Source organism: Syntrophomonas wolfei subsp. methylbutyratica, assembly GCF_001570625.1.
GTDB lineage: Bacteria > Bacillota > Syntrophomonadia > Syntrophomonadales > Syntrophomonadaceae > Syntrophomonas > Syntrophomonas methylbutyratica.
The window spans coordinates 1-25,872 of sequence record NZ_BBQT01000006.1; the positions used below are offsets into that span (position 1 = coordinate 1).

Consider the following 25,872-nt stretch of genomic DNA (forward strand, 5'->3'; position numbering starts at 1 on the left):
TCTTAAGACTTATCTAACTTTTTCGCACTTCTAGTCTTGCTGTTCAGTTTTATCAAGAGCTTTGCGCTTTCAAGCTGCCTGCTTGCGCGCAAGAATTATAATATCATGCCCCTTTTCCTCTGTCAAGTTTAGAAATCGTAAATTTTATAAATCGTCCTGATACCGTATTTAATGCTAATACTATTCTCCCAACAGGGAGTTTAATCCGCTTCCCGATCCTGAAAAATTTACATAGGTCTTGGGTACTTCGCCCACTATTATTGTTTCTGCCAGGGGTATGGTGGTTGAAATCTTAACCTCATCATCCAGGAAAGGTACTGCTACTTTTATTCTCCCTTCAATCTGAAAATATATTAGATGGCGGCTCTGGTTGATAGCAGCCTGTTCAAATTTGTTTAATATATTTACATTTATCTGTGAAACCGGAATGGTTTTTACTTTAATTTTAGGTCCGTAACCGGCCAGGATTCTTGAGCCGGTAAGCTGGCCTAAAGGGATACTAATAGTATTTTCCTGCATTGAACTCATAGCCCGGGTAACCTCTACCATTGTTTCGGTCATGAGCCGGTTAAGTTCTATGGTATTGGGCTGAATTAAAACCACTCTGCCCTGTTCATCTTTGTGAACATAAACAATATCGGTATATTGGATCTGGGCAACAATCTTTTTAGCGACTATCTGGTTTATACTTTCCACAGCTTGAATCTGGGCTTTGGACCTGGCAATAGCCAGAATGCTGGACTTCAGCTCAAAATCCAGTAAAGCCAGGGTCATTATTATTGAAGCAAAAAGAATTAATACCAGCACTATAGGAAGCCAATTGATTCTGGGTCCAAACATTCTATCACCCCGCTCTATAAATATATGAAAAGTAGTTACATTTGGTGCCTGAAGTGTTAACAATTTAGATGAGGCCAGCCCTTTGAAAATTGCGGGGCTTTGTACTAGACTATACTGGTAAAGGAGTGATGCTGATTTATGAGAAATATAAGGGTTCGTTTTGCTCCCAGTCCAACGGGGGCTTTACATATTGGGGGAGCCCGTACAGCCCTTTATAATTGGCTGTTTGCCCGGCAGCAAGGTGGGAAATTTATCTTGCGCATTGAGGATACTGATTTCAGGCGCTCTCGTGAAGATTCAGCCCAGGGGATAGTGGAAGGCTTAAGCTGGTTGGGTCTGGATTGGGATGAGGGACCGGATATTGGTGGTCCGCTGGGGCCTTACCGCCAGAGTGAACGGGGTGATATCTATTCCCATTACCTGCAAGAACTTCTGGATTCTGGTCGGGCTTATTATTGTTTTTGCACCCCGGAGGATTTGCAAAAAGAGAGAGAAGAGGCCGCCCAGGAAAAACGGGACTACAAATACGGGGGCAGGTGTAGAGCATTAAAACCGGAAGAAGCCAGCGAAATGCTGCAGGCGGGAAAGCCGGCGGTTATCCGTCTAAAAGTTCCATTAGATGGTAATACAATAGTTCCAGACCTCATTCGGGGAGATGTAAGTTTTTCCAATGCTCTTTTTGATGATTTTATAATAGCCAAATCTGATGGCTGGCCCACCTATAATTTTGCCGTGGTAGTTGATGACTTTAGCATGCAGATTTCTCATGTGTTAAGAGCTGAGGAACACCTTTCGAACACACCTCGCCAACTGCTCATTTATCGAGCTCTGGGATTTAAAGAACCTTCTTTTGCTCATCTTTCCATGATTCTGGCGCCGGATCGGAGCAAGTTGTCCAAAAGGCACGGAGCGATTTCGGTTCAGGAGTTCAAAAACCAGGGCTATCTTCCCGAAGCTTTGGTAAATTACCTGGCACTTCTGGGCTGGTCAACTGGCAAAGATATTGATATCTGGAATCGCGAAGAAATGATGCGGGAATTCTCCCTGGAGCATATCTCCAAATCCCCGGCTATATATGACCTGGAGAAGTTGGCGTGGATGAATGGTCAATATATGATGCGGCTTGATATAGAAAACTTGATGACCTTGCTTGCGCCCCAGGCCCGACAACGGGGATGGCTAAATGAAGATAACTCTGATTACTTCCAGCAGGCGGTAGAGCTAGTACGCAACCGGGCTAAAACCCGGGATGAGCTCCTGGATGCCCTTGGTTATTTTTTTGAAGAAGTTAAGCAATATGATGAAAAAGGCGTTAAGAAGCACTTTGGACAGCAAAAAGCCTCAACCATGCTGAGCGAAGTTCTGGAGATCGTCTCCAACATGGGTTCCTTTTCGGCAGCAGAGTTGGAAGAAGCTTTCCGGCAGCGGGCTCAGGAACTGGAAATAAAGGCGGCGGATTTGATTCACCCCACCCGCCTGGCATTAAGCGGGCGTACTGCAACTCCGGGACTTTTTGAGCTGATGGAAGTGCTGGGACAGGAAAAATGTATTTCCCGGCTGGAAAAAGCTCTGGTCTTCATTGCCCAACTAACCACCCATGGCCCAGAGGGCCCCAACCATTGACGAAAAGTGAGTTGAAGGGTGAAGGGGACGGGGTTGTTGACACACCCGCAAGCGAGTGTGTCAACAACCCCGTCCCCTTGTCAACCTGTCAGCGTCCCCTTGTCAAGAATGTTTCGCGAAGCCAGTTGATGGTTATGTCTTCCCTTTCTTTCGTTAGCCAGGTAAAGCGGTGGTCAGCCTGATCTACCAGATATAACCAGGCATTGGTAAGTTGGCGGGCTGCGTATTCTGCATTGGCAAAGTCTACTGCTTCATCCTCTTTTCCATGTACAATGAGAACTGGCCGGGAAGCAATTGCGGCCAGGTAGTGCTCCATATCATGCAAATCGAAATCTTGCACAAAACCAGGATTTAATGCAAATTCCCCGGCTTCATCCTGGAAGCGAACGCTCTGTCCTTTTTTCAGTTTATTAAAATCAGAGCCCATTATGCGAGCAAAGCAGTCCTTTAACATCACCGGGGTAGACCAGAGTATGAAGCCAGCTACCCTCTGGTCCGTGCTCCCCCTGGCCAGGACCGTACTTCCGCCAAAACTCCTCCCTAATAACAGCAGGGGGAGTTGATGTCTTTTATAGGCATAATCCATTACAACCGCCAAATCATCGGCCTGGCGAGAGAGAGTTATATCGGCAAAACTGCCGTCACTGGCCCCGCTGCCTATAAAATCAAAGGCGTACACTGCTATTCCCAGTTCCTGCAGGCGGGAAGCAAAGGAGTATATCTTGCCCCCGTTTTCCTTAGCTCCGCGAAAACCGTGAGCTACCAGCAATACCATGCTTGGCTCCACGGGGATAAAAGCCAGAGCAGCCAGTTCTTGACCATCATATTTTCTTATTCTGAGGTTTTCCAAAGCTATCCTCCAAATTAAATCGGCTTCTTTTCTTTCCTTTTTTCATCTGATTCATGACGAACCCGGTTACTGCAAAAATCACAGATAAAACTAGGAACTTCTTTAGCCTGCTCGCTTAGTTTTTTAAAATCCTTGTGGTCTTCCTCTACATCATAGGTTTTACCACAAAGCAGGCATCGCGCCGCAACTTGCTTCATAGTTTTTTTACCTCCCCTGAATTACTAGTCTGTGCGATAAGCATTCCTGAACAAAAAGACGCTCGAACTGGGGTATTCTTGCTTATTCTTTCCCCTAGGTCAATACTACTAAGCTTATCCCCATCTCATTCTACTTAAATCTATAGTAACAGAACTCTTAGTAAATCTGAAGAGACTATTTCGCAAGCCTGCCCCTCAGCCATCCTGTTTTTCTTCAACTGCAAACTTCGCCAAGATTTCCCTCCAATAAACATGGCCCATTCTAAACATAAGAACGGGCCGCAAAACTCTTAGCAATTCATATTAATCCCCCATAACCGAGCCAAAAGACACAAGCACTGATGAAAATAGGGGGGAATTATATTTTTGTACTAACCCCCCATGGCCGGGGCCACAACCACCGATGAAAATTGAGTTGGTAGGGGCTTGAACGGTAAGATGCAGCAGAAAATAAACTAAACCCCTAACTCCTCACTTTTCTTACTAGCCAAATCAAACTTTAAAATAGGAAATAGCCTCTTCCATTTCTATTACTATTTTATTTAAGCTTTCGATAGAAGCGTTGACTTCTTCCACGCTGGCCATTTGTTCTTCGGCCAGTTGGCCAATCATCCGGGTATAGCCCAGATTATCCTCGGCAGCTGCACTGGTCTTCTCTATGGACTCGAGAGCGGTTTCCGCACTGGCTGCCATCTCTTCACTGGCCGCAGACATCTCTTGAATCTCTTCGCTAATTTCGGTGACCCCTTTGATTATCAATTCAAAAGCTTCGCCAGCACTGGCTACCGCTTCTGTCCCGTAAGCTACTTCTTTAGTTCCCTCTTCCATAGCCTTGACGGCTCGAACAGCTTCATTCTGCACTTCCTTAATGAGACCGGCAATACGCTTGGCCGCCTCCCCGGATTCTTCCGCCAGCTTGCGGACTTCTTCCGCTACTACGGCAAATCCTTTACCCTGTTCTCCCGCCCGGGCCGCTTCAATAGCAGCGTTTAAGGCCAAAAGATTGGTCTGGTTGGCTATATTGGTTATCAAATCGACAATTTGGTTGATTTCTTGCGATTTTTCACCCAGGCCCTGAACTATTTGGGCAGTAGAATTGACCGTATGGCTTATTACACCCATCTGCTCTATCGCTTTCTCTACCTGTTTCTCCCCCTCCTGGGCTTTGGAATTAGCCACCATGGTCGAGGAAGATACTTCCTGCGAATTCCGGGCTACCTGTTGGATAACCTCAGACATTTCCCCTATGACCACTTTAGAGCGATCAGTTAAATCAGCCTGGCTATTGGCACTATTGTTCATGTCATTAGCTTTAACAGTCATATCCTGCATCTGGGTGCTGCTCATCTCGCAGGTCTGCAGCAGAATACCGCTGGCTTCGCCTACGCTTTCCGCCAATCGCCGGGTCTTGCCGATAAGCTCCGATATCTTCTCTACCATCGAATTAACCATCAGAGCTAATTGGGCGGGTTCGTCCTTACCAAATACCGGTACCTTCTGGGTCAAGTCACCCCCGCTAACTTCAGTTACCGCAACCTTAATCCTGTCTAGGGGCCTATGCACACTAGCAGCTATAAGGAAAGCCGCTAAGAATCCTATTAATATTCCGATTATAGAGTAAGTGACCATAGAATTGCGGAAATGCCCTACCGCTTCATCGTAGGGGGTAGCCGGAACCCCGACATACCAGATGCCTACCGTCTGCCCGGCTGCATTCTTTATGGGCTCATAGGCCGTTTCGTTCCAGGTGCCTACGACGTTAGCCCTGCCTATGTAAGTTTCACCTTTCTTCAGGACAGCATCTGCTACCTGTTCCGAAACCTGAGTCCCTACCTGCCGCTGGTTATCTTTCATAACATTGGTAGATACCCGGGTATCTCCCTTAAAAATAGTCACCGTATCCCCAGTTAATCTGCCTATTTTGTCTACTACATCGTAGTTTTCCTCCATTAAAATGTCGCCTTTGTAGAGCTTGCCATCGATTACTTCCCATTGCCCCGGGAAATTTAGCTCTATAATCTGTCTTCCTAAGGCTAAGTCAGATTTAAGTTTCTCCTGGGCCGTAAATACGATTTTATCCGACATAACATAGGTAGCATAGAACCCCATTAAACCCGTTACCGCCGCTACAATCAGGGTAAAAGCCAGCATTAATCGCAGGCGGACATCTAATAATCGCAGCAACCTTTCTACTCTAGCCATTAAACTCACAATACCCCCGCTCCTTCCCACTATTTCTTTCCTTGGTTTCTTATCAGCTCCCTGGCTCGCAAAAACAGCAATAGCTGCAAAGGGCACCCCCGAGACTTACTCTATACACCTCACTTTTCTTGCTTCTTTGGTACGCCGCTCTTTTATTTGACACTATTCCACAAAAATCTTATTTTTCCTTGTTTTTCTCCGGGATTATTTCTATATATAATACCCGCTGATAGTTGTAAGAACCAAGAACCTTACCATTAGCATCATAGAAATAGCTCAAAGAAGAGCCTCCTACATAAACCTTGCCCTTTTCATCAATACCCAAATTTTTTATATAGGTTTCCAATTCTTGATCGTCAGTGAAAACTATCCGTACTTTAATAAGCTGCTCCTCAGGAGCTGAGGATGACTGGAAAAGCCTCTTGCCCTCAAAATTGCAGCCACTGTTAAACAGTAAAAGAAGAATCAGCAGTATTCCCCCCAAGATTCTGCCTTTACTCATGGCCTTTCCTCCTTCTGCTCTTTCGAGGGCGACGACGCTCATTGATAGCCCTATCCGGCAATACAAGTTCCCGTCTTTTTCTGCTGCTCCATTCCTTTAATCTCTGGTCTACCAGAGCATGAACACTGTCCGGCGAAAATCTTCCGTTCTCTTCCCTTTTTCCAGCTGGCCTGCCCATAAGTATCTCCAGACCTTCATCAATATCTTCAATAGCCCATATGCTAAATTGTCGTTTTTTTACGGCTTCAACCAGCTCTTCTTCTAACATAAGCTGGGATAAGTTTTTCCTGGGTATAATAACTCCCTGTTCTCCATTCAAACCTTTCATTTGGCAAAGTCTAAAAAATCCTTCGATTTTTTGGTTAATGCCTCCTACCGGCTGAATTTCACCATTTTGATTGACGGAGCCAGTTACTGCAATTCCTTGTTTAATAGGAAGATCCGCTAGGCTGGATAATAATGCAAATAATTCGGCACTGGAGGCACTATCTCCTTCAATTCCCTGATAACTTTGTTCAAAAGTTAAACTGGCCGAAAGGGTTAGAGGATTTTCCCGGGCATACTTAGCTCCCAGATAGCCATTCAAGGTAAGAACTCCTTTACTGTGAATATTCCCACTCATACGGATTTCTCGTTCAATATTTACCAATCCCTTTTCTCCCATAAAGGTTTTGGCGGTGATACGCACCGGCTTACCGAAAGCATAGTCCCCTATTTCATATACTGCCAGGCCATTAAGTTCTCCCACCTTCTTGCCCTTTACATTAATTATTAGACTTTCTTCAACCATCATTGCTTGAATTTTATTTTCCAAAAGGGAAGAACGATATTTTTTTTCCCTTATGGCTTTTTTTACATGCTCCAGGCCAACCAGCTCCGCTCTTTCATAATTAGCCCAGCAGTCAGCCTCAATCACTATTTCCACCACTTTATTCAGCATAGTCGAAATTTTATTCTGATCTTCCGCCAGACGGGCAGCGTAGTCAACCACAGCAGCAACTGCTTGCGGGTCAAAATGTTTCAGACCTTCCTTTCGACATACGGAACTGATAAAGCAGGCATATTCTTTAATGCGCTTGCGGCTTTTTCCCACTTCAATATCAAAATCTGCCCTGATCCTAAAAAGCCGTTTGAATTCTTCATCCCAGTTATAAAGGAGATAATAATACAGCGGTTCCCCAATCAATACCACTTTAAGCCGGGCGGGAATGGGCTGCGGTTGCAGAGTCTCCGTATTACTTATACCCAACATCCGGTTCAGGTTTTCCACCACTATTTGCTGGTTGATAAGACAGCGCTTGAGAGCATCCCATACATAGTAGTTTTTAACTACATCATAAACCCTTAGAATCAGATAACCTCCATTGGCCCGGTGTATGGCTCCGGCTTTAATCTTGGAAAAATCTGTAGCCAGGATCCCAAACTCTCCTTCATATTCTATCTGTCCAAAAAGATTGGCATAAGTAGGATTGCTTTCAAAGACTACGGGGGAGTGTTTCAATTCTGAATTATCAACTATTAAATTTACCTGGTAGCGCCGCAACGAACTCCTGCGGTCAATTAGCCGAAACAGGCTTAAAGGGGATTTTTCTTCCGGCTGAACAAAAACTTCATAGTTGGCCAGGAGATCCTCTTGTACAGCTTCGATATGTTCCACCAGTTCTTTGCATAAACGATACTTTTCAAACAGTTCAGCGAAAAATGGTGCCAGTGCCGACCTGGCAGTTTCATTTTCCAGCTCTTTGACCTTTACTTTAATTTTTTTCTCCAATTCCTTGAAATGACGAAAAGCTTGGTTAAGCTTTTCCTGAATAATAGCACTTTTCTTCATTATCTCGGCCCGCTCTTCTTCCGACAGGGAGATGAATTCTTCCTGGCTGAGGGGTTCGCCGTTTTTCAGAGGAACGCTGTTGATGCTGTTCTGGTTACGGTTTATGGTAAAACCATAGCTGTGTGCTTCTTCGTCCAACTGCATAAACACTCTATTGGTTTCATCAACAAAAACACCCAATATCGCGTTTTTTTCATACTCGTATTCTTCGCTTTCAAAAGCCTTGAGCAAAGTTTTTATGGCCCGGTCTATTCCGGCCTCCAGGTCTTTTTTAAAACTGCTTCCCATGCCTGCAGGCAAGAGTAACGCCCGTGGACAATCCGGATTTTTAAAATTATGCACATAGCAGCAGTCAGGGGGAGGGGGTTCCTTTTTTGCCTTTTCCCCTAATATTTCCCATGCCAGGGTGGTTTTGCCCGTCCCCATGGCTCCAGCCAGATATACATTATAACCCTGCTTTTCAATATCCACACCCATTGACAGGGAACGATAAGCCCGTTCCTGACCGATGATACCAGGCAAGGGCTCAATCTCAGCGGTAGAATTGAATTTAAAGATAGACGGATTGCAATTCTTTCTTAAATCTTTGGTTTTTACTTTATATTTATTCAGATTCAGAAATCATACCCCCGTATAATTTACTTGCAGCACATGTTAAAAAGAGAAACTCATACCCGTATCTGCCTTAATTACCCTGGGACCAAGTTCATTTAATAACCGGGCCGCAGCATAGAAACCAGTACAATGGCCAACGGCAATTTTTTCAATATCCATCATATTCAAAACAGCAATGGTTTGGGCCATTCTATCTTCGGAAGCCGTTATCAAATGGGTTCCTCCAATAAAAGCCAGTATCTTGGAACGTCCAGTTCTTTCCAGAATATATTCTATGGTGTTTATCATCCCTGAATGAGCACATCCGCTGATTATAATTAGGCCTTCAGGATGATCTACCAGCAAGGCCATATCATCGAGCAGCTTATCTTCAACTAAGCCATGGCCGGTAGCGACTTTGAAATTGCCTCCGGTATTTTCAAAGCTGTTTCTCCGCGGTATTTCTCCACTGATGAAAACCCCGGGCATGATTTCGCTAAAACTATCAATAAAGATTATTTCGGCTCCATTTTTCACTAGATCCTCTGGTTCAAAGGGACAGCCAATATTCGGGCCCAAGCCCTTTTTCATCTGTAAAAAACGCTGAGAAAAAATATCCGGATGGAGATAAAGCTTTTTGGGACCAAATCTCTGTAAAAAAGGGATTACCGCCCCGGTATGGTCAAAATGGCCATGACTGATAACCAGTGCTTCAACTTCTTCCAGGTTTATTCCCAGGTTTTCTGCATTTTTAAAAAGGGCATCATTGCTGCCGGTATCAAAGAGGATTTTTCTCTCATCCACTTCCAGCAGAGCGGAAAAGCCGTACTCTCCAATCAAGGACGGTGACGGAGTAGTATTTTCCACCAGAATGCTCACCAGCGCATTCATTATTTGACTCCTCCTTTGATAAGATCTTCTTATCGTTTATGCTTTACTTCATATACTAAAATAATTATACAAAAAGGCCATACTTAAAATACCGGTAAGCAGAGTGAAGAACAGGCTTCTGCTTTTAATAGCTACCAAAAATGTAGGTATAAAAGCCCATAAGTAAATATTTCCGGTATTAATATCTATATTACCCCGGGGGGCGATTATGCTCAAGGCGGTCAATGCTCCCAGAACCGCCGGAGCGACAAAAGATAACCATCTTTTCAATGCTTCAGGAAATTCAAAGCGTGACAGTATGGCTACGGGCAATATACGCGGCAAAAGACTGACCAGGGAAACCCCCATTATCATTAAGTAAATGCTAGTTGCGCTCATCAATCAACATCCCCAAACTGGCCCCGATTAAGGTAGCAATAATAATATTAGACAGGTTCTTCATGGATTCAGGCAGCAAATAGCCGGTTAAGATACATACCAGAGCAGCGATAATTGCTACCAGAGCATCACTTTTTTTGTTCACCATAAAAACCAGAAGGCAAGTATACATAGCCGGTAAAGCAAAACCCAAGCCAAAACGCTCGGTATTGCTAATCATGCTGCCCAGCCAGGCCCCTAAAATAGTACTGCCGATCCAGGATAAATGTGAAGTCAGGTTCAGTCCCGCCATATATGCAATACTGGCTTCGCGTTGCCGGTACCGGTTCATGGCTACGGCATAGGTTTCATCAGTGAGGCCATAGGATAAAAAGGCCGCCCAGCGGGTAGGGAGCTTTTTTAAATAGGGGACCATGGAAGTAGCAAAAAGGGTGTATCTCTGGTTTATTAAAAGGTTGGCCAGAATAGCCGTAATTACTGCCCCTCCCGCCTGCATAACCCCGATGGCTATATATTGCCCGGCACCGGTAAAGCACAATACAGACATAGCCGTGGCTTGTTGCAGATTCATTCCGGCTTCCGTGGCCAGAACACCAAAGGCGAAACCCAGAGGCAAATAACCTAAAACAATGGGGATTGAATCTTTTATACCTTCCCGGAGCTCCATATTACACATTTTTTTCTCCTTCTTGAAATAAGCTAAAGCCCTTAATGCAAAAAAGGACAGCTAAGGAAATTCTACCATTAAGGGCCAGAGCTAGCCAGCAATAAATTGGCAATGAGAAAATCGTAATATGGATAAGCTGTAATCAGGGACTATCTGATGATTTGGATATATATAATATGACTCCACTGCGAAAACCCCTTTTGTTGCATAAGGGTTGCATAAATATACAAAGCGAGCGTTGGCGAAGCATGGTTGCAACGCCCGGCGAAGGCGAGCAGGCGAAAGGGGGCGAGCGACAGGACGTCGCGAGAGCGCTATACGACCATGGATGGGAGGTTAGCGTGTACCCCTTGAGCCGCGAGACAAGCCGCAGGTGTTGCCCATGCGAAGACTGCGAGCGGTATATTTATACAAGCCAATGAATATTAATAACTTTTTGCAGTAGAATCATAATATAGGCAATATGGGCTTAAAAGTAACGCTCAAACATTATTGGTTCATCTTTAACAAGCTTCCCGATCTCCCACCTTTATGGAGACCAGCTTTGCCACCAGGGAAAGGTACCATCATCCATGCTCCAATCATCTTCTTCACGGTGTTCATAACAGATATCTTCGGGCTCGCTGCCCGCTACAAAGGCCATTTCCACTTGCCGGGGGCAGGATTCGCTGGCAACCAGCCCACTATCCAAACAGATATTGAGCAATCTTATATTATCCGGACGATAAAAATCACCTTCCGCCAACCTCCGGGAAGCTCCCTCGATAAAATGAGCCCAGATCGGCCCGGCAATTACCCCACCGGAAATATTAACATCCCGGTTTTTGTCATAACCCACCCAAACCGCACAAGAAATACGGGGGGTAAAGCCAACAAACCAGGCATCCTTGAATTCATCGGTAGTTCCCGTTTTCCCTGCAGCAATCCTATCTCCAATGATGTTGCGCAGATGGGCCCCCGTTCCACCCGCTTCCAGGACTCCTTCCAGGATATTAGTAATTATATAGGCATTATCCTCCCCAATTACCCTTCTCTGCTGGGGGTAATTTTCTTCTAAGACCTTTCCGTTTCTATCCGTTACCTTTAATATGTAGTTGGCATTACTATATATGCCGCGGTTGGCAAAAACTGCATAGGCTAAAGCCATGTCTATAGGTCTGACCTCACTGGCACCCAAAGGTAGCGAAAGCACCGGTTGAATATTGCTGAAACCAAACTTTTCGGCATAGCTGGCGGCAGCCGTTGGACCTAAGATACTGTTTACCCGAACCGCAACCACATTATCCGATTTCATTACCGCCTCTTTCAAAGTAAATTCGCGCCAGTGATAGGGTTCTTTGCCATAATCGCCAGGCCGGTAAATATCACCGTTGGGTAATTCATACTCCACTTCTTCACACATTATTTTATCAGCGGCAGTAAAACCGGAATAGAGAGCCAGTGAATACATAAAGGGCTTGAAGGTCGACCCTGGTTGACGCTTGGAAAAAACCCGGTTGAAGGTTGAACTGGCATAGTCCCTTCCTCCAATGAGCGCTCGGATCCCTCCGCTGCCGGGATCCACTGCCACCAGAGCTGCCTGTAAATTGGGATCATAGTTCTCCAAACCTGACTGCAAGGCCTGGTTGGCGGCCCGCTGCATATAGAGGTCCAGGCTGGTATAAACCTTCAATCCCCCTTGATATATCATTTGCTCTCCATATTTTTTGCTCAAATAATCCTTTACCAGCGCAATGAAATAGGGGGCTTCCCCTTTAATATAACTGGTTTTCTTATATTGGAGCTTCTCTTCCGCGGTTCGGGCTTTGCTTTCTTCATCAATATAGCCTTCTTCCTGCATCCGTTGCAGCACAACCAATTGACGCTTTTTGGCTGCTTCGGGATTGATATAGGGATCGTAGTTGCTGGGCCAGCGGGGAATACCGGCCAGAAGAGCTGACTCCGCCAGGCTTAAATCCCGGGCGCTTTTGCCAAAAAAGGTGCGGGCGGCGACTTCGATGCCGTAGGCCCCCTGGCCAAAGTAGATGGTATTGCAATACATGGTTAGGATTTCATCCTTGCTATACTGACGCTCTAATTCCAGAGCATAAAAAAGCTCTTTAAACTTGCGCAAAAAAGTGCGTTCATTGCTCAAGAAAAGGTTCTTGGCAGTCTGCTGGGTTATAGTACTTCCGCCTTCTACAATCTTTCTTTCCCGGATGTTTACATAGATGGCCCTTAGAATCCCTGCCATATCAATACCATGGTGCTGGTAAAAATTCTTGTCTTCCACCGCGATAACGGCTTTGATGAAATAGTTCGGCATTTCACTCAGCTCAATATTAATACGGTTTTGCTCTCCCAGTCCCTTTATTGCTTCTCCATTAACATCATATACCACCGATGCCTGGGGTACTTCAATGCGGGGCAAAGGCCATGTAAAGCCAGTATGGCAAGTTATCAGGGCCAAAATTATGCTGCTAAGGATAAATTTACGCAAATAGTATCCCTCCTTTTAGTAAAATACCCCAGTTTTATAATCTTTATCCCTGGCATAACGGAAGACGGAGGACGGAAGACGGAAGGCAGAAGACGGAGGGCGGAAGATTGAGGTCGGTGCGGCAGGCGGTATAACGGAAGACGGAGGATTGAATAAAGGTTCTACTGCAAAAACCCCTTTTTGTTGCATAGGGTTGTATAAATATGCAAAGCGAGCGTTGGCGAAGCATGGATGCTTCACCCTTCGGGTACTCCTGATGTTCCATCCTTCGGATGTCACTATTAAGGTTGCACCGGCGAAGACGAGCAGGCGAAAGGGGGCGAGCGACAGGATGTCGCGAGAGCGCCACCTCCCATGGACGGGAGATTGGCGCGGTACCCCTTGAGCTGCGAGTCGAGCCGTTGGTGTTGCCCATGCGTAGACTGCGAGCGGAATATTTATGCAAGCAAATGCATAATTATTACTTTTTGCAGCGGAATCAATAAAGCGCTTGTTATATAAAAAAGAAGGGATAGGAAACAACTCCCTACCCCTTCCGATGTTTGACGACTGATGACTGACGACTGATAACCCGTTTTCGCCTTTCTTGAAGGCATAAGAATATTAAGAATACTTGACACAAATATTACTGATTAATTCCGCCACATCCTGAACATAATCCTGAGCCATTTCAATATGTTCATAGACCTCGCGCCATTTTATTATAACAATTGGTTCCTCTTCATTTTCGAATAAAAGGGCCAAACCCTGCCGATAATGATTATCCTGTTTTCTTTCCAACTGTCTTATTTCTTCACAGCATTCCAGGATTTCTCTCTTATTGTGCTCTAAGCTTTGCAGCAGTTTTAAAGCTCTTTCCTGCAGAAGCAAAGCTTCACAGAGAACGTTTACCATTTCTTTTACCCTCTTGTTGGGTCGTCCGGTTTTATATAAAATCATACGGTCAATAATCCCGGTGATATAATCAAGGGTTGTGGACAGTTTCTGCGCCAGTTGAAAAGCATCTTCCCGGTCAAAAGGGAGAATGAAACTGGTGTTCAAGCGCCGTATCAATTCCTGAATAATCCGATCTCCTTCATGTTCCATGGCGGTTAATTTCGCCATCTTAATATCCAGATCATTATAATCATTGACCACATTTTGCAATATGTCCCCACCTCTTACTACTACGCGGGCGCTTTCACTGAATAACATAAACAGCTGCTCGTCTTTGGTGCCGAATAAACGCAATTGTTCCACCCCCTGATTTGAGTTTTGCATATAAAGAGATTAATTATTATTGAGTCCTATTATTAGAGTGCCCTTAAATAGTCGGGGCGCAAATAACTGGCATCATTGCGGTTAATTATGGTATTGATCAAGGCCAGGATATTTTCTTTATCTTCCGGGAACCTTCCTTTGATAGGCAGGTAATTGGAAGCGTGGTTACTGCGAAATTCTGTTCCTTCGAGTTCCAAATTTTCTATCATAATACGCATTTCGTCTAGTATTTCAAAAGGACCGGGCAGTTCAAATTCCCCTCTTTGCATTTGCCGGTACAGAGGTGTACGCGGCTCCAGCATCAGGGTCAAAGCACCAACATAGTCGGGATTCATTTCATTCAGGATCTGAGCTGTTTTGCGGGCATGATCAACTGCTTGCGGAGTTCTCCCTGCCAAACCCAACAAGACTGTAACTGACAGGAGAATACCAGCTTCCCGAATCTTTTTTCCTGCTTCAACCATCTCTTCATAAGTAACTCCTTTTTTAATATCTTTCAATAGTTCGGGGTCTCCGGTTTCCACACCCAGGTAAGCAATAGTAAGCCCCGCCTCTTTTAATCTTTTAAGCTCCTCCATCTCTTTAGAAAGGATACTGTCGGGACTGGCATAAATCCCGATATGCCTGAGGCTATAAAAATTCTTTTTAAGCTCAGCAATTATTTTTACTAAATCACCGGTTTCCACCGCCAGTGCATCTCCATCAGCCAGAAAGACCTTTTCCAGGTCTCCATAGTATAATTTAGCCATGCGAATATCGGCCATTACTTCATCCAACGACCTGACCCGGTATTTCTTGTCTTTATACATGGAACAAAATGTACATCTATTATGAGAACAACCTAAAGTGACCTGCAGGATATAACTCCTGGCCTCACTGGGTGGACGGTAAACACTTCCTTCATATCTCATGAATTATTACCTCTCTCATGAATTATTACCTCCTTGGCTTTATTTAAGTTTATACAATAAGTCGTATTTTGTGAAACACTTTACAAATAAAGCTTTAAAATCTAGCCATAATTCTAATTATATTATCACAAAATACTAAATGGGTGCGGGAATTAAGGAGGTTTTTCGATTGAGCCGTAAAAGAGGCCTGATGTCCGAACAGCTCAAATATGAAATTGCCCGTGAACTTGGAGTTGACCAGCTCGTGTCAACTCAGGGTTGGGGTGCTGTATCTTCCCGAGACTGTGGCAGCATGGTAAGTAAAGCAATCGAAATGGCCGAGAGGAGTATCTCCAACCAGCTGTAATAAACCGAAATAACCCGCATTCAAAAGGGGGATTATTCCCCCTTATCTATTCTATGTTTTCCCGATAGTATTCTCCATAAATAATCCTTACATCTAATCAGGCGATCGGAAAAACAAATAATAATTATTACCAAGAATGTGGCCAGAACCACGGCTTGTTGCAACCCTGCACCAATCAACATTCCTAAAATAGCCGTTATCCATAAGCTGGCCGCCAGAGAAAGCCCGCTGCCGCTTGGCTTGTCTTCCGCCATCCAAATCAACCCGGTGCCAATAAATCCTATAGCTGATATGATTTGAGCCGAAAGCCTACCCGGATCGCTGTAATATGGATGGCCGAGGTTTCTAAAAAACTCATTGGAAACAATCGTAAGCAGAGCTGCCGCCATACAGGTGATGGCATAAGTGCGGGTAGTGGATATCGACCTGTCAGTACTTACACCCAAAATAAATCCCATAATAGCGGCCAATACTATGCGCCCGACCCAAATCTCCATACTAACCCCCCAGCCGGGTGTCAAGGGGACGGTCCTTTTGACACTGCAACCTACACCTTACCCCGCCATCCGTCCTCCGTCTTCTTACTATATTACCTGGTAATTTGGAGCTTCTTTGGTAATGGATATATCATGCGGGTGGCTTTCAATCAAACCTGCATTGGTAATACGAATAAAACTGGTATTGCTTTGCATTTCCTCGATATTCTTCACTCCACAATAACCCATACCGGCTTTTAGCCCCCCGATGAGTTGGAAAATGGTTTCAGATACATAACCTTTATAGGGGATACGACCTTCTATACCTTCGGGAACCAGTTTGTGAGCGTCTTCCTGGAAGTAACGATCACTGCTGCCCTGTACCATAGCTCCCAAAGACCCCATTCCACGATAAACCTTGTAGCTTCTACCCTGGTATATCTGTGTCTCGCCTGGACTTTCATCAGTTCCCGCTAAAAGATTACCCAGCATTACCGTATCTGCACCGGCGGCAATGGCCTTGGCGATATCCCCCGAATATTTAATGCCGCCATCAGCAATTATGGGTACATTGTGTTTTTTAGCTACCTGGGCACAATCAAAAACGGCAGTTATCTGAGGAACCCCTATTCCGGCTACTACCCGGGTGGTGCAAATAGAGCCCGGACCAATTCCCACCTTTATGGCATCAGCCCCCACTTTTATCAATTCTTCGGTGGCTTCCGCCGTAGCTACATTACCGGCAATAAGCTCGATATCTGGAAATTGTTTCTTGATGGTGGCTACCATTCTTATTACGCTTAGCGAATGGCCATGAGCCGTATCCACTACAACAACATCCGCCCCGGCTTTTTTGAGGCATTCCACCCGTTCCAGGGTATCATGGGCTATGCCCACAGCCGCTCCCACCAGCAATCGTCCCCGCTGGTCCTTGGCCGCATTGGGATACTTTGAGGTTTTTTCGATGTCCTTAATGGTTATTAAGCCCATTAAATTAAAATTATCATCAACTAAGGGGAGTTTTTCTATCTTGTATTTCCTGAGCAAATCCATAGCCTGGTCCATACTGGTACCTACCGGCGCAGTAACCAGGCCTTCACTGGTCATAACATTTTTTATGGGTTGGGTAAAATCGGTTTCAAAGCGTATGTCCCGGTTGGTAATAATCCCAACCAGCTTGCTCCCCTCAGTAATAGGCACTCCCGATATATGATAGTGCTCCATGATATCGAGAGCATCCCGAATAGTATTATCCGGCGACAAGAAAAACGGATCTGTAATAATGCCATGTTCGGAACGTTTTACCCGATCCACCATTCTAGCCTGTTCTTCGATAGACATATTCTTGTGAATTATGCCAATGCCGCCTTCCCTGGCCACAGCAATAGCCATTCTGATTTCAGTAACCGTATCCATCCCCGCACTTAAAATAGGAATCCCTAGCCTTATATTACGGCTTAGCATAGTAGAGACATCAACATCCTGGGGGAGAACCTCAGACCTTCCCGGAACGAGCAGCACATCATCAAAGGTGAGACCTTCTTTGCCAAATTTCTCACTCATTGTCTGGCCCCCTTTAGAAATTTAGAATATAGTATCCTATTATTCAGCATTTTTCAAGGTGAACCCTTAATAATATGCTTAATCTCCACCCATTACCGAACTTATTCCATAGTGAAGGAAGTGTTGATGAAGAGACTCCACTGTTTCTTCACTAACCCGAAATTTCTCCGCCATCTCCTCTTTGCTCTTTCCGTTTTTTATACAATCCAACAGTTCATCAAAATCAACTCCCGCTTCCCGGCTCATTTCCTCCAAAGAAGCTATCCTGCTCCAGGGCGGAAAAGAACCCTGTCCTTTGTTTCGCTCCATCTATCGCACCTCCTAAACTCACCCTTTGCCCTCACTCCTTACTTTTCTTATTATGCCATTATTGTCTTTTATCATGTGCCTGACGACCACTCCGTCTTCCGCCCTCCGCCTTCCGTACATGTATCTATTATAAAAAGATGCCCAAAATATTAAAATATGATAGAATCGCAGTTAACTGAGTAATATGAGCAGGATTATTAGTTATAATTTTGTTTTACAGGTGGTAAGCTTATGAAGGCAATTATTATCGGTGCAGGAAAAGTAGGATTCAGTATGGCGGAGATGCTTTCCGAAGAGAACCACGATGTAGTGGTAATCGAGCAATCTCCGGAAAGGCAGCAAATTCTTGAAGACACCCTGGATATTCAGGTTATCAATGGCAGCGCTTCAAGCTTTTCGGTGCTGGAGGCGGCCGGGGTAAGGGAAGCGGACATTCTTTTAGCCGTAACTGAATTTGACGAATTAAACATGCTGGCCTGTATGCTGGCCAAGCAGTACGGCACCAGGGTTACTGTTGCCCGGGTGCGCAATACTGAATATTTGGAGCTTAAACACATCTCCTTAAATCAGCTTATGGGCATCGACCTCATCATAAACCCGGAACGGGTTACTGCCTTTCACATTGCTCAGATTGTTAAAAATCCAGAGGCTTTGAATGTGGATTACTATGCTGAGGGCAAGGTGCAACTGGTAGAACTCCGCATTCAGCCAAATTCGCCTCTGGTGGGGAAAACGCTAACAGATGCGGATAGCTCTTTACCCTATAATATCGTTTCTATAGTTCGCAACCATAAGACGATAGTTCCCCGGGGTCAGGATACATTTTATGCGGGTGACCACATCAATTTAATGGCTCAAAGTTCTGACATTGTTGAAGTGGAAAAGCTCCTGGGCTTTTATCGCCAGAAAATCAACCAGGTTACCATACTGGGCGGAGGCCGTACCGGTTACCACCTGGCTCAAATCCTGGAAGAGCAAAAAATAAATATCAAGATAATTGAAAAGGATTTGAAACGCGCCGAAAAAATATCGGAGAAACTCAATAATACCCTGGTAATTCACGGGGATGGCAGCGACTATCAATTGCTGGATGAGGAAAATGTAGGCCAATCCGATATCTTTGTGGCGGTAACCGATGACGACAAGATTAACATGCTCTGCTCCCTTATTGTCAAAAACCTGGGGGTTAAAACCACCATCTGCCAGCTCAAACGCTTTGAGGTTATTCCCCTGGTTGAGCAGATTGACATCGATATTGTCCTCAGTCCCCGTATTCTTACCGCCGGTGCTATATTAAAATACATTCGCCGAGGAGATATTGTTTCCGTAACGATTCTGGGCGAAGAGAAGGCGGAAATGCTGGAACTGTTTGCCCAGCCGGGTTCGATAGCGGTTAACAAAAAGATTCAGGATATCAAATTTCCCCGCGGTTCAGTGGTAGGCGCAGTGGTAAGGGGAGAGCAGGTTATAGTCCCCGATGGCAATTTCAAGATTAATGCCTTTGACCGGGTTATTGTTTTTACCCTGCCCCAGGACCTGCCCAAAGTGGAAAAACTCTTTCTCAAGGGGGCCTGGCTCTTTTGATTAGAACTCGTGTAATATTGGGCTACTTGGGAAGAATTATTTTAATCATCGGTATCTCCATGCTGTCGAGTGTGCTCTGTTCCCTTTATTACCGGGAATCAATAATAATCCCCTTTAGCCTGGCCGCTGGAGTAACTATTGTCACCGGGCTCTTACTGGTTTTTTCTGCCGAAAAGCAGGCCATTCATTACAAAGAAGGCTTTGTGATTGTCAGCCTGGGTTGGCTGCTGGCCTCCCTCTTTGGCAGCCTCCCTTACATCTTTACCGGTTGCCTGCCTTCATTTGCCGATGCTTTTTTTGAGACCGTTTCCGGTTTTACTACCACCGGAGCCAGTGTAATAAGCAATGTGGAAGCTACCCCCAAAGGCCTTTTATTTTGGAGAAGCCTTACCCAATGGCTGGGAGGCATGGGTATAATCGGGCTTTTCGTGGCCATTATTTCCGGTATGGGAGCCCAGGCCAACCACCTGTTTAAAGCCGAGGTTCCAGGACCAGTTGCCAATAAAATCAGCCCCCGCGTGCGAGAAACCGCGAAAAAACTCTGGATAACTTACATCGTCTTGAGTGTTTGTTGTACGCTGTTGCTTTACCTCTTCGGCATGGATCTCTTCGATTCCCTTTGCCACACTTTTGCCACTATGGCTACCGGGGGCTTTTCTACACGCAATGCCAGCGTTGGTTATTATAACAGCCCCCTCATTCAGTGGACCCTTACCATATTTATGTTCATCGCCGGGGTCAATTTTACTCTGCACTATCTGGGTTTTAAACAACGCAATTTGCAGGTTTACCTGAAAAACCGGGAGTTCCTTTTTTATACCGCCATTGTCGTTGTTGCCAGTCTCTTAGTTACTCTTTCCCTTAGCCTTGGCGGGAGTGAGCTTTCTACCGAAGGCAAAGTACGGGCGGCTTTTTTTCAGGTGGTTACCATCGTTACCACCACGGGATACAGCAGTGTTGATTTTGAGCTCTGGCCTAATATGGCCCTGGGCATTATCTTCCTAATGATGTTTGTGGGAGGTTGTGCGGGATCAACCGGTGGAAACATCAAACCAGGCCGCTACCTGATATTGCTGCACCGGTCAATTATCGAAATAAAAAGGATTATCCATCCCAAAGCGGTGATTTCCCTGCATTTTAACGACAGAATAATAAGTGATAGCCTCTTAATCAATGTCCTGCAGTTTTTCTTTCTCTACATAATGTTTTTGGCCCTGGGAACCATTGGCCTGAGCTGCCTGGATGTCGACCTGATTACCAGCATAACGGCTGCCGCCTCCTGCCTGGGCAATATCGGTCCCGGGTTGGGAGAAGTGGGACCTATGGACAATTACTCATTTATCGCCGATAGCGGTAAATACCTTCTTAGCCTCCTGATGCTGGTCGGGCGCCTGGAAATCTATCCCCTGCTCCTCCTCTTCCTCCCCGATTTCTGGCGGGAATAAATTGTTACAGCGAGTTGTTCTTCAGTCGCATATGGGTATTGTTCACATCAACTACAATTACCTCGCGGCCAATCTTCTTCACCGCCTCCCAGGGAATGACCATTTTTTGCCGGTCTACCCAAAAGTTCAAGGCGTTGTTGCGGTTAGGAAGTATGATAGAAATAATCAAACCGCTCTCTTCATCAATAAGCATATCCGAGTCCCCTACTGTTCCCATCCGCATCCCGTCATATATATTGACCATTTCTTTTCCCACCAGCTCATTAAGCCGCACCAAAAACCCTCCTTCAGATACCGGTATGACCGAATCCCCCCGACCCGCGCAAGGTTTCATCCAGGGATTTAACTTCCATAAATTCGGCCTTTTCCACCCGAGAAAAAACCATTTGGGCAATCCTTTCGCCCCTTTTTAGAATATAGTCTTTGTCCCCCAGATTTATGACAATCACTTTTATCTCTCCCCGGTAATCAGCATCAATAGTACCAGGGGTGTTCAAAAGGGTTATACCGTACTTCAAGGCCAATCCACTGCGGGGGCGTATCTGGGCTTCATATCCTTCCGGTATGGCCAGGGCCAGGCCGGTGGGAACCAACACGATTTTACCGCTGGGGATCAATATTTCCTCATCTACAGCAGCATAGAGATCCAAACCCGAGGAACCCGGGGTCATGTAACGCGGCAAAGGCAGGTCATGGGAGTGCAAGCGGGTAAAAAGCACCTTCATCTTTTCCTCTCCTTTCTAGCCCCACCATTTGCGAAATTCCTTCTCCACCTGTGGAAGGACCTCAGCCGGTCCAATGGCCGCCAGGGAAAAAGCCGGTTTTTGCAGGATGCTGGAAGAGAAGCCTTGCACCTTTCCGGCATCAACCGCGAGGATTTCCTGGATTACATCTTCAACCGGAATTACCCGGTCATACATCAATAAAGACTTGCCCAGGCGGCTCATGCGATTCATTACGCTTTCCAGACCCAGGTACATGCTGGATTTGATCAATTGCTGGGTTCGGCTTACTTCCCGCTCACTGACCCCTCTGCTCACAAAAAACTCCAGTTCATTATACAGCGCCTCAAAAAAAGTAGCTATTTTGCCCGGCCCGGTACCGATATAGAATGAATAAGAGCCGGTATCGGAATAAGTAGAGGGCGAGGAAAAAACAGAATAAGCCAGGCCCAATTCTTCACGAATTTTTTGGAAGAGACGGGAACTCATCCCTCCTCCCAGTATACTGTTCATAACATTCTGCACATAGCGGTTCTGATCAAAATATGATATCCCGGGAACTCCCAGGCAAATCTGCACCTGTTCAGTTTCCTTTTCCAGCAATCTTACAAAACTGGAATACTCCGTTGGCTTGGGTTCAGGCCAATTTACCTGAGTGAGTGGTTGCCGGGCCAGACATTTTTCCACCTGCTCTTTTATATGGCTTTTATCTACATTACCGGCCACAGCTATTACCATATTGGAGGGAGCATAGCATTTTTTATAGAAATCAAATATTTCATCCCGGCTGAAAGCAGATACCGAATCCAGGGTTCCCAGTATGGGGGAGCCCATAGGATGCCCCTGCCAGAGGTTGCGGGCAAATAAATCGTGTATCAAATCATCCGGGGTATCTTCATAAATATTTATTTCCTCGATAATTACCTCTTTCTCGGTGGCAAAATCCCGGGTAGCAAAGGTGGAATTAAAGAGCATATCAAAAATTATCTCCATAGCTGAAGAAATATTTTCATCCAGGGTTCGGGCATAAACACAGGTAAATTCTTTGGAGGTAAAGGCATTCAGCTGCCCTCCTATCTCTTCAAAACTCTCCGCAATATCCCGGGCGGACCTGCTTTCGGTACCCTTAAAAAGCATATGCTCGATAAAATGACTGGCTCCCGCCATTTCTTCCTTTTCATGTCGGGAACCCAGTTTGATATAGACCCCAAGAGCGGCCGATTTCAAATAGGGAATCTCCTCCACTATCAGCCTGGCCTGCTTGTCCAGCAACCATGTATTTATCACTTCCATACCTCCATGTAAAAACATATAATCTTATTCTATCCGATTCCAGGACAAAAAAGATAGCAGAGCAAGTTTTTTCACTATAGTAGTTAAGGGCTCAACTGCAAGAATTCCTTTTGATGCAGACGGGTTGAATAAATACACAAGTAGAGTAACTCCCTCCGCCCTCCGTCTTCCGTCTTCCGCCCTCTCACTCCTCACTTTCCTTACAAATCAGTTAAGGTAAAATAAAGTCCTTAATTATCCTTTGGAAGAGATTGGCCTGCCGGGTAATATTATCCCCGCAAAGCAGCGGCATGCTCTCAACCAGCTTTCCATCAGCATAAACCACCAGGCTGCCAACTTCTTGCCCCTTGCTCAGCGGAGCTTGCAGTTCATATTTCATATTTACTTTTTTCTCGATATCGGGGCTATTATCTCCTACCCAGAGATAGAGATCCCGGGCTGGATATATCTTAACCTTAGGAGTTTGGCCCTTTAATACCCGTAATTCTTTAAACGGAGTAGAAGCATTGATTATTTGCTGATAATAGCTTTCCTTGAATCCATAATTGAGTAAACGCATACAATCACCTGCTCTATCGCTGGATTTTAAAACAACGGCTATTAAATGGCGTCCATCCCGGGTGGCGGAAGCCACCAGACATTTCCCCGCAGCGTTGGCCGTACCAGTTTTAATACCATCAGCTCCCTGATAGCTGCCCAGCAAGGAATTGGTATTGCTTATCCTTAAAGGCTGACTATAAGAGGGATGCTTGAATTCGCTTTGCCGGGTAGCCACCAGTTCCTTGATTTGGGGGTGGGATTGAGCATAACGGCCAATCTGAGCCAGATCATTGCAGGTGCTGAATTGTTCACCACCCGGGAGACCGGAGGCATTGCTAAAACGGGTATTAGATGCTCCAATCAAAAAAGCCTTTTTGGACATCAAGTGGGCAAAAAAGCCCTCATCCCCGGCAATATGTTCGGCCAGGACCATGGCCGCATCATTGGAAGAACGGATAAGAGCCACTTTCAGCAGTTCGCCTACTGCAATCTTCTGCTCCGCCTTCAAACCAATGCTGTATTCGGGGGTTTGGGCAGCATGGCTGCTTACTGTGGCTTCTTCATACATACTGGCATATTCAACGCTTAATATGGCCGTCATCATCTTTACCGTACTGGCAACAGGACGAGTTTCATCCCCGTTACTGGAAAGTATCAACTGCCCACTTTCCCCATCCATCAAGCAATAGCAGGGGGAGCTGATATATGGAGACGCATTTACGGGAGAAGCTATTAGCCCCATTAATAACAGCAATAGTATAATAAATCTAATTTCCCTACCAATAGCCCTCAATTATTATCTCCTTTAATATTATCTCCTTTACTCTGATTAATAATTTTGTCGATAGTTAACATTTTATAACCGTCTTGCTTTATTCTCTCCAAGATGGCAGGAAGGGCTTTAACCGTAGGATCTGTAGGGTGCATCAAGATGATGGCATCGTTGTGCAACTTGTTGCTGACTCTTTTAACGATGGTGGCGGGATCAGGGCGCTGCCAATCAATCGTATCAATGCTCCACATAATAAGCTCATAATCCAAAGCAGCCACCACATTCAGCAATTGCTGGTTATATTCCCCATAGGGAGGAGCAAAAAACCGGGGTTTTTCACCTACGGTACTATTAATAATCTCCTCAGCTTTTCTTATTTGCTCACTGGCTTCTTCCGCTGAAATATTATTAAGATGCAAATGTTTGTACCCATGGTTCTGGATGCTATGTCCGGCAGCTTTCATTTCTTTTAAAAGCTCCGGATTTTTTTCTGCCCACTTTCCGCTAACAAAGAAGGTAACCTCAGCCTGGTTTTCCTTAAAGCTTTTGAGCATCTGGGGGATATATTCCTCGCCCCAATCCACATTGACGGCTATAGCCACCGCTTTCTCTCCGCTATTGCCCTGATATATGGGATCAAGCACCCGGGAAGCTACACTGCTGTCATCCCCGCGCATAAGTAAGATTGCGGTAAATAGGCCCAGCAACAAAACGGACAACAGCATTACTATTAGTTTTTTCCGGGAAATAAAATATATTTTCACTTTAATCTTCCTCCCCCAAAATATTTACCCAAACCTTGCCCCGGTTGATTCCGGCCTTGATGATCAATGGACTATCTGTATTATTGGAAAACTTGAGATCCAGGTCTCCATAGCTTACGGTGGCATCTTTACCCTCAGCTACATAATAAACCTTACGGGTATGGACATGACGCTCAATTATTATCAGGCCGGCCTTTTCAGCCGCATTGAAAACCGTAGTTGATACCTGACAAACCCCTCCTCCATAGTCCAGTTCGCTGGCCCCCATTAAAAACACCGGTGCCGGCATATAGCCTCTCTCCGGCGTTCTGGGACCTACTGTTTCATTAAAAGAAAATTCCTGTCCGGGCCATAGAACACTATTGTTAACACTGCTGCAGGCCAGGGAAACATTGGTATAACGCTGATAAGTCCCGGTAAACCAGGTTTCGAAGTAGCCCCGGCTAAAGGTTATTTTTTGCAAGTCCCGGCTGGAATAACGGGAGGGAATTGCCCGCATCAGCAATTCCAGCTTCTCGCCTTCTTCCGCCTGCAAAGCTGTACTCACACTGCCTTCAATATCAACGATGCAGCCTTCCTGCTCGGGAATTACTTCTCCTGTTTCTTTGTCTAAAGCCGGTTCCAAAGGTAGTTTCTGCTCCTTAAGAGCCATATTTTCCACCAGCAAACGCAGTTCACCCGGGAGCAAGCCTTCCAGTTTCTCTCCGGCCATAGTAACTCCTGGTTTAACTCCGTATATTTTTCGTTCCGCCCGATCTAGCCAGGCAGTAAATAGCGAAATGCTGATAAAAAAGCATAAGAGAAACAGAGCCCTGCCGTTCACTTTGATGGTA

General features: G+C 45.4%; 25 protein-coding genes. 4 read left to right on the forward strand and 21 right to left on the reverse strand.

The annotated features are described in order from the left end of the window. Positions 1-180: 180 nt before the first annotated feature. Positions 181-840 carry a sporulation protein YunB gene (yunB, locus tag AWB54_RS06235; RefSeq protein ID WP_061213754.1) on the reverse strand — a complete coding sequence of 220 codons (660 nt, stop codon included), beginning with the start codon at positions 838-840 and terminating at the stop codon, positions 181-183. A 138-nt stretch (positions 841-978) separates the two neighbouring features. On the opposite strand from yunB, the gene gltX reads away from it, so the two are divergent. Next, positions 979-2,463, forward strand: a complete 1,485-nt coding sequence (gltX, locus tag AWB54_RS06240) for a glutamate--tRNA ligase (RefSeq protein ID WP_061213755.1) — start codon at positions 979-981, stop codon at positions 2,461-2,463. Between the two features lie 88 nt (positions 2,464-2,551). Here gltX and AWB54_RS06245 read toward each other — a convergent pair whose 3' ends face one another. From AWB54_RS06245 to AWB54_RS06295, 11 genes are all read right to left on the reverse strand, one after another. Continuing rightward, a complete protein-coding gene (locus AWB54_RS06245; RefSeq protein ID WP_061213756.1) occupies positions 2,552-3,313 on the reverse strand; it encodes an alpha/beta hydrolase in 762 nt (253 codons plus the stop codon). Between the two features lie 14 nt (positions 3,314-3,327). Next, positions 3,328-3,510 carry a DUF2197 domain-containing protein gene (locus AWB54_RS06250; RefSeq protein WP_061213757.1) on the reverse strand — a complete coding sequence of 61 codons (183 nt, stop codon included), beginning with the start codon at positions 3,508-3,510 and terminating at the stop codon, positions 3,328-3,330. A gap of 492 nt (positions 3,511-4,002) precedes the next feature. Beyond that, positions 4,003-5,712 carry a methyl-accepting chemotaxis protein gene (locus AWB54_RS06255; protein ID WP_235811112.1) on the reverse strand — a complete coding sequence of 570 codons (1,710 nt, stop codon included), beginning with the start codon at positions 5,710-5,712 and terminating at the stop codon, positions 4,003-4,005. A 178-nt stretch (positions 5,713-5,890) separates the two neighbouring features. Beyond that, a complete protein-coding gene (locus AWB54_RS06260; protein ID WP_061213758.1) occupies positions 5,891-6,214 on the reverse strand; it encodes a hypothetical protein in 324 nt (107 codons plus the stop codon). Then, complete coding sequence (locus AWB54_RS06265; protein ID WP_061213759.1) at positions 6,207-8,567, reverse strand: Lon protease family protein; 2,361 nt, start codon at positions 8,565-8,567, stop codon at positions 6,207-6,209. Before AWB54_RS06265 ends, AWB54_RS06260 begins: the two co-directional genes overlap by 8 nt. 132 nt (positions 8,568-8,699) lie before the next feature. Then, positions 8,700-9,530 carry an MBL fold metallo-hydrolase gene (locus tag AWB54_RS06270; protein ID WP_061213760.1) on the reverse strand — a complete coding sequence of 277 codons (831 nt, stop codon included), beginning with the start codon at positions 9,528-9,530 and terminating at the stop codon, positions 8,700-8,702. A 48-nt stretch (positions 9,531-9,578) separates the two neighbouring features. Next, positions 9,579-9,908, reverse strand: a complete 330-nt coding sequence (locus AWB54_RS06275) for an AzlD domain-containing protein (RefSeq protein ID WP_061213761.1) — start codon at positions 9,906-9,908, stop codon at positions 9,579-9,581. Beyond that, on the reverse strand, positions 9,895-10,584 hold the full coding sequence (locus tag AWB54_RS06280; RefSeq protein ID WP_061213762.1) for an AzlC family ABC transporter permease: 690 nt from the start codon (positions 10,582-10,584) through the stop codon (positions 9,895-9,897). The genes AWB54_RS06275 and AWB54_RS06280 overlap by 14 nt, the downstream gene beginning before the upstream one ends. Before the next feature lie 520 nt (positions 10,585-11,104). Then, a complete protein-coding gene (locus AWB54_RS06285) occupies positions 11,105-13,054 on the reverse strand; it encodes a transglycosylase domain-containing protein (RefSeq protein ID WP_061213763.1) in 1,950 nt (649 codons plus the stop codon). 603 nt (positions 13,055-13,657) lie between these two features. Further along, a complete protein-coding gene (locus AWB54_RS06290) occupies positions 13,658-14,284 on the reverse strand; it encodes a DUF47 domain-containing protein (RefSeq protein WP_061213764.1) in 627 nt (208 codons plus the stop codon). A gap of 62 nt (positions 14,285-14,346) precedes the next feature. Continuing rightward, positions 14,347-15,225 (reverse strand): radical SAM protein, encoded by an 879-nt coding sequence (locus AWB54_RS06295; protein WP_061213765.1) that lies wholly within the window; start codon positions 15,223-15,225, stop codon positions 14,347-14,349. A gap of 139 nt (positions 15,226-15,364) precedes the next feature. Between AWB54_RS06295 and AWB54_RS06300 the strand changes: the two genes are divergently transcribed. Next, positions 15,365-15,571, forward strand: a complete 207-nt coding sequence (locus tag AWB54_RS06300) for a small, acid-soluble spore protein, alpha/beta type (RefSeq protein WP_394326490.1) — start codon at positions 15,365-15,367, stop codon at positions 15,569-15,571. 32 nt (positions 15,572-15,603) lie between these two features. On the opposite strand, the gene AWB54_RS06305 is transcribed toward AWB54_RS06300, so the two are convergent. The 3 genes from AWB54_RS06305 to AWB54_RS06315 form a co-directional block, all read right to left on the reverse strand. After that, on the reverse strand, positions 15,604-16,068 hold the full coding sequence (locus tag AWB54_RS06305; RefSeq protein WP_061213767.1) for an MgtC/SapB family protein: 465 nt from the start codon (positions 16,066-16,068) through the stop codon (positions 15,604-15,606). 87 nt (positions 16,069-16,155) lie between these two features. After that, entirely contained in the window at positions 16,156-17,610 is a 1,455-nt protein-coding gene (gene guaB, locus AWB54_RS06310; protein WP_061213768.1) for an IMP dehydrogenase, read from the reverse strand. Between the two features lie 78 nt (positions 17,611-17,688). Continuing rightward, positions 17,689-17,919: a helix-turn-helix domain-containing protein gene (locus tag AWB54_RS06315; protein ID WP_061213769.1), complete on the reverse strand. Its 231-nt coding sequence runs from the start codon at positions 17,917-17,919 to the stop codon at positions 17,689-17,691. Between the two features lie 231 nt (positions 17,920-18,150). On the opposite strand from AWB54_RS06315, the gene trkA reads away from it, so the two are divergent. Beyond that, positions 18,151-19,503, forward strand: a complete 1,353-nt coding sequence (gene trkA, locus AWB54_RS06320; protein ID WP_061213770.1) for a Trk system potassium transporter TrkA — start codon at positions 18,151-18,153, stop codon at positions 19,501-19,503. Then, positions 19,500-20,948 (forward strand): TrkH family potassium uptake protein, encoded by a 1,449-nt coding sequence (locus AWB54_RS06325; RefSeq protein WP_061213771.1) that lies wholly within the window; start codon positions 19,500-19,502, stop codon positions 20,946-20,948. Before trkA ends, AWB54_RS06325 begins: the two co-directional genes overlap by 4 nt. Before the next feature lie 4 nt (positions 20,949-20,952). Here AWB54_RS06325 and AWB54_RS06330 read toward each other — a convergent pair whose 3' ends face one another. From AWB54_RS06330 to AWB54_RS06355, 6 genes are all read right to left on the reverse strand, one after another. Further along, complete coding sequence (locus AWB54_RS06330) at positions 20,953-21,222, reverse strand: YlmC/YmxH family sporulation protein (protein ID WP_061213772.1); 270 nt, start codon at positions 21,220-21,222, stop codon at positions 20,953-20,955. A gap of 13 nt (positions 21,223-21,235) precedes the next feature. Continuing rightward, on the reverse strand, positions 21,236-21,673 hold the full coding sequence (gene dut / locus AWB54_RS06335) for a dUTP diphosphatase (RefSeq protein ID WP_061213773.1): 438 nt from the start codon (positions 21,671-21,673) through the stop codon (positions 21,236-21,238). Positions 21,674-21,688: 15 nt separating this feature from the next. After that, complete coding sequence (locus tag AWB54_RS06340; RefSeq protein ID WP_061213774.1) at positions 21,689-22,957, reverse strand: M16 family metallopeptidase; 1,269 nt, start codon at positions 22,955-22,957, stop codon at positions 21,689-21,691. A gap of 217 nt (positions 22,958-23,174) precedes the next feature. Then, entirely contained in the window at positions 23,175-24,296 is a 1,122-nt protein-coding gene (locus AWB54_RS06345) for a D-alanyl-D-alanine carboxypeptidase family protein (protein WP_061213775.1), read from the reverse strand. Then, positions 24,293-25,039: a polysaccharide deacetylase family protein gene (locus tag AWB54_RS06350; RefSeq protein ID WP_235811113.1), complete on the reverse strand. Its 747-nt coding sequence runs from the start codon at positions 25,037-25,039 to the stop codon at positions 24,293-24,295. Before AWB54_RS06350 ends, AWB54_RS06345 begins: the two co-directional genes overlap by 4 nt. Position 25,040: 1 nt before the next feature. Beyond that, positions 25,041-25,751, reverse strand: a complete 711-nt coding sequence (locus tag AWB54_RS06355; RefSeq protein ID WP_235811114.1) for a VanW family protein — start codon at positions 25,749-25,751, stop codon at positions 25,041-25,043. Positions 25,752-25,872 lie beyond the last annotated feature (121 nt).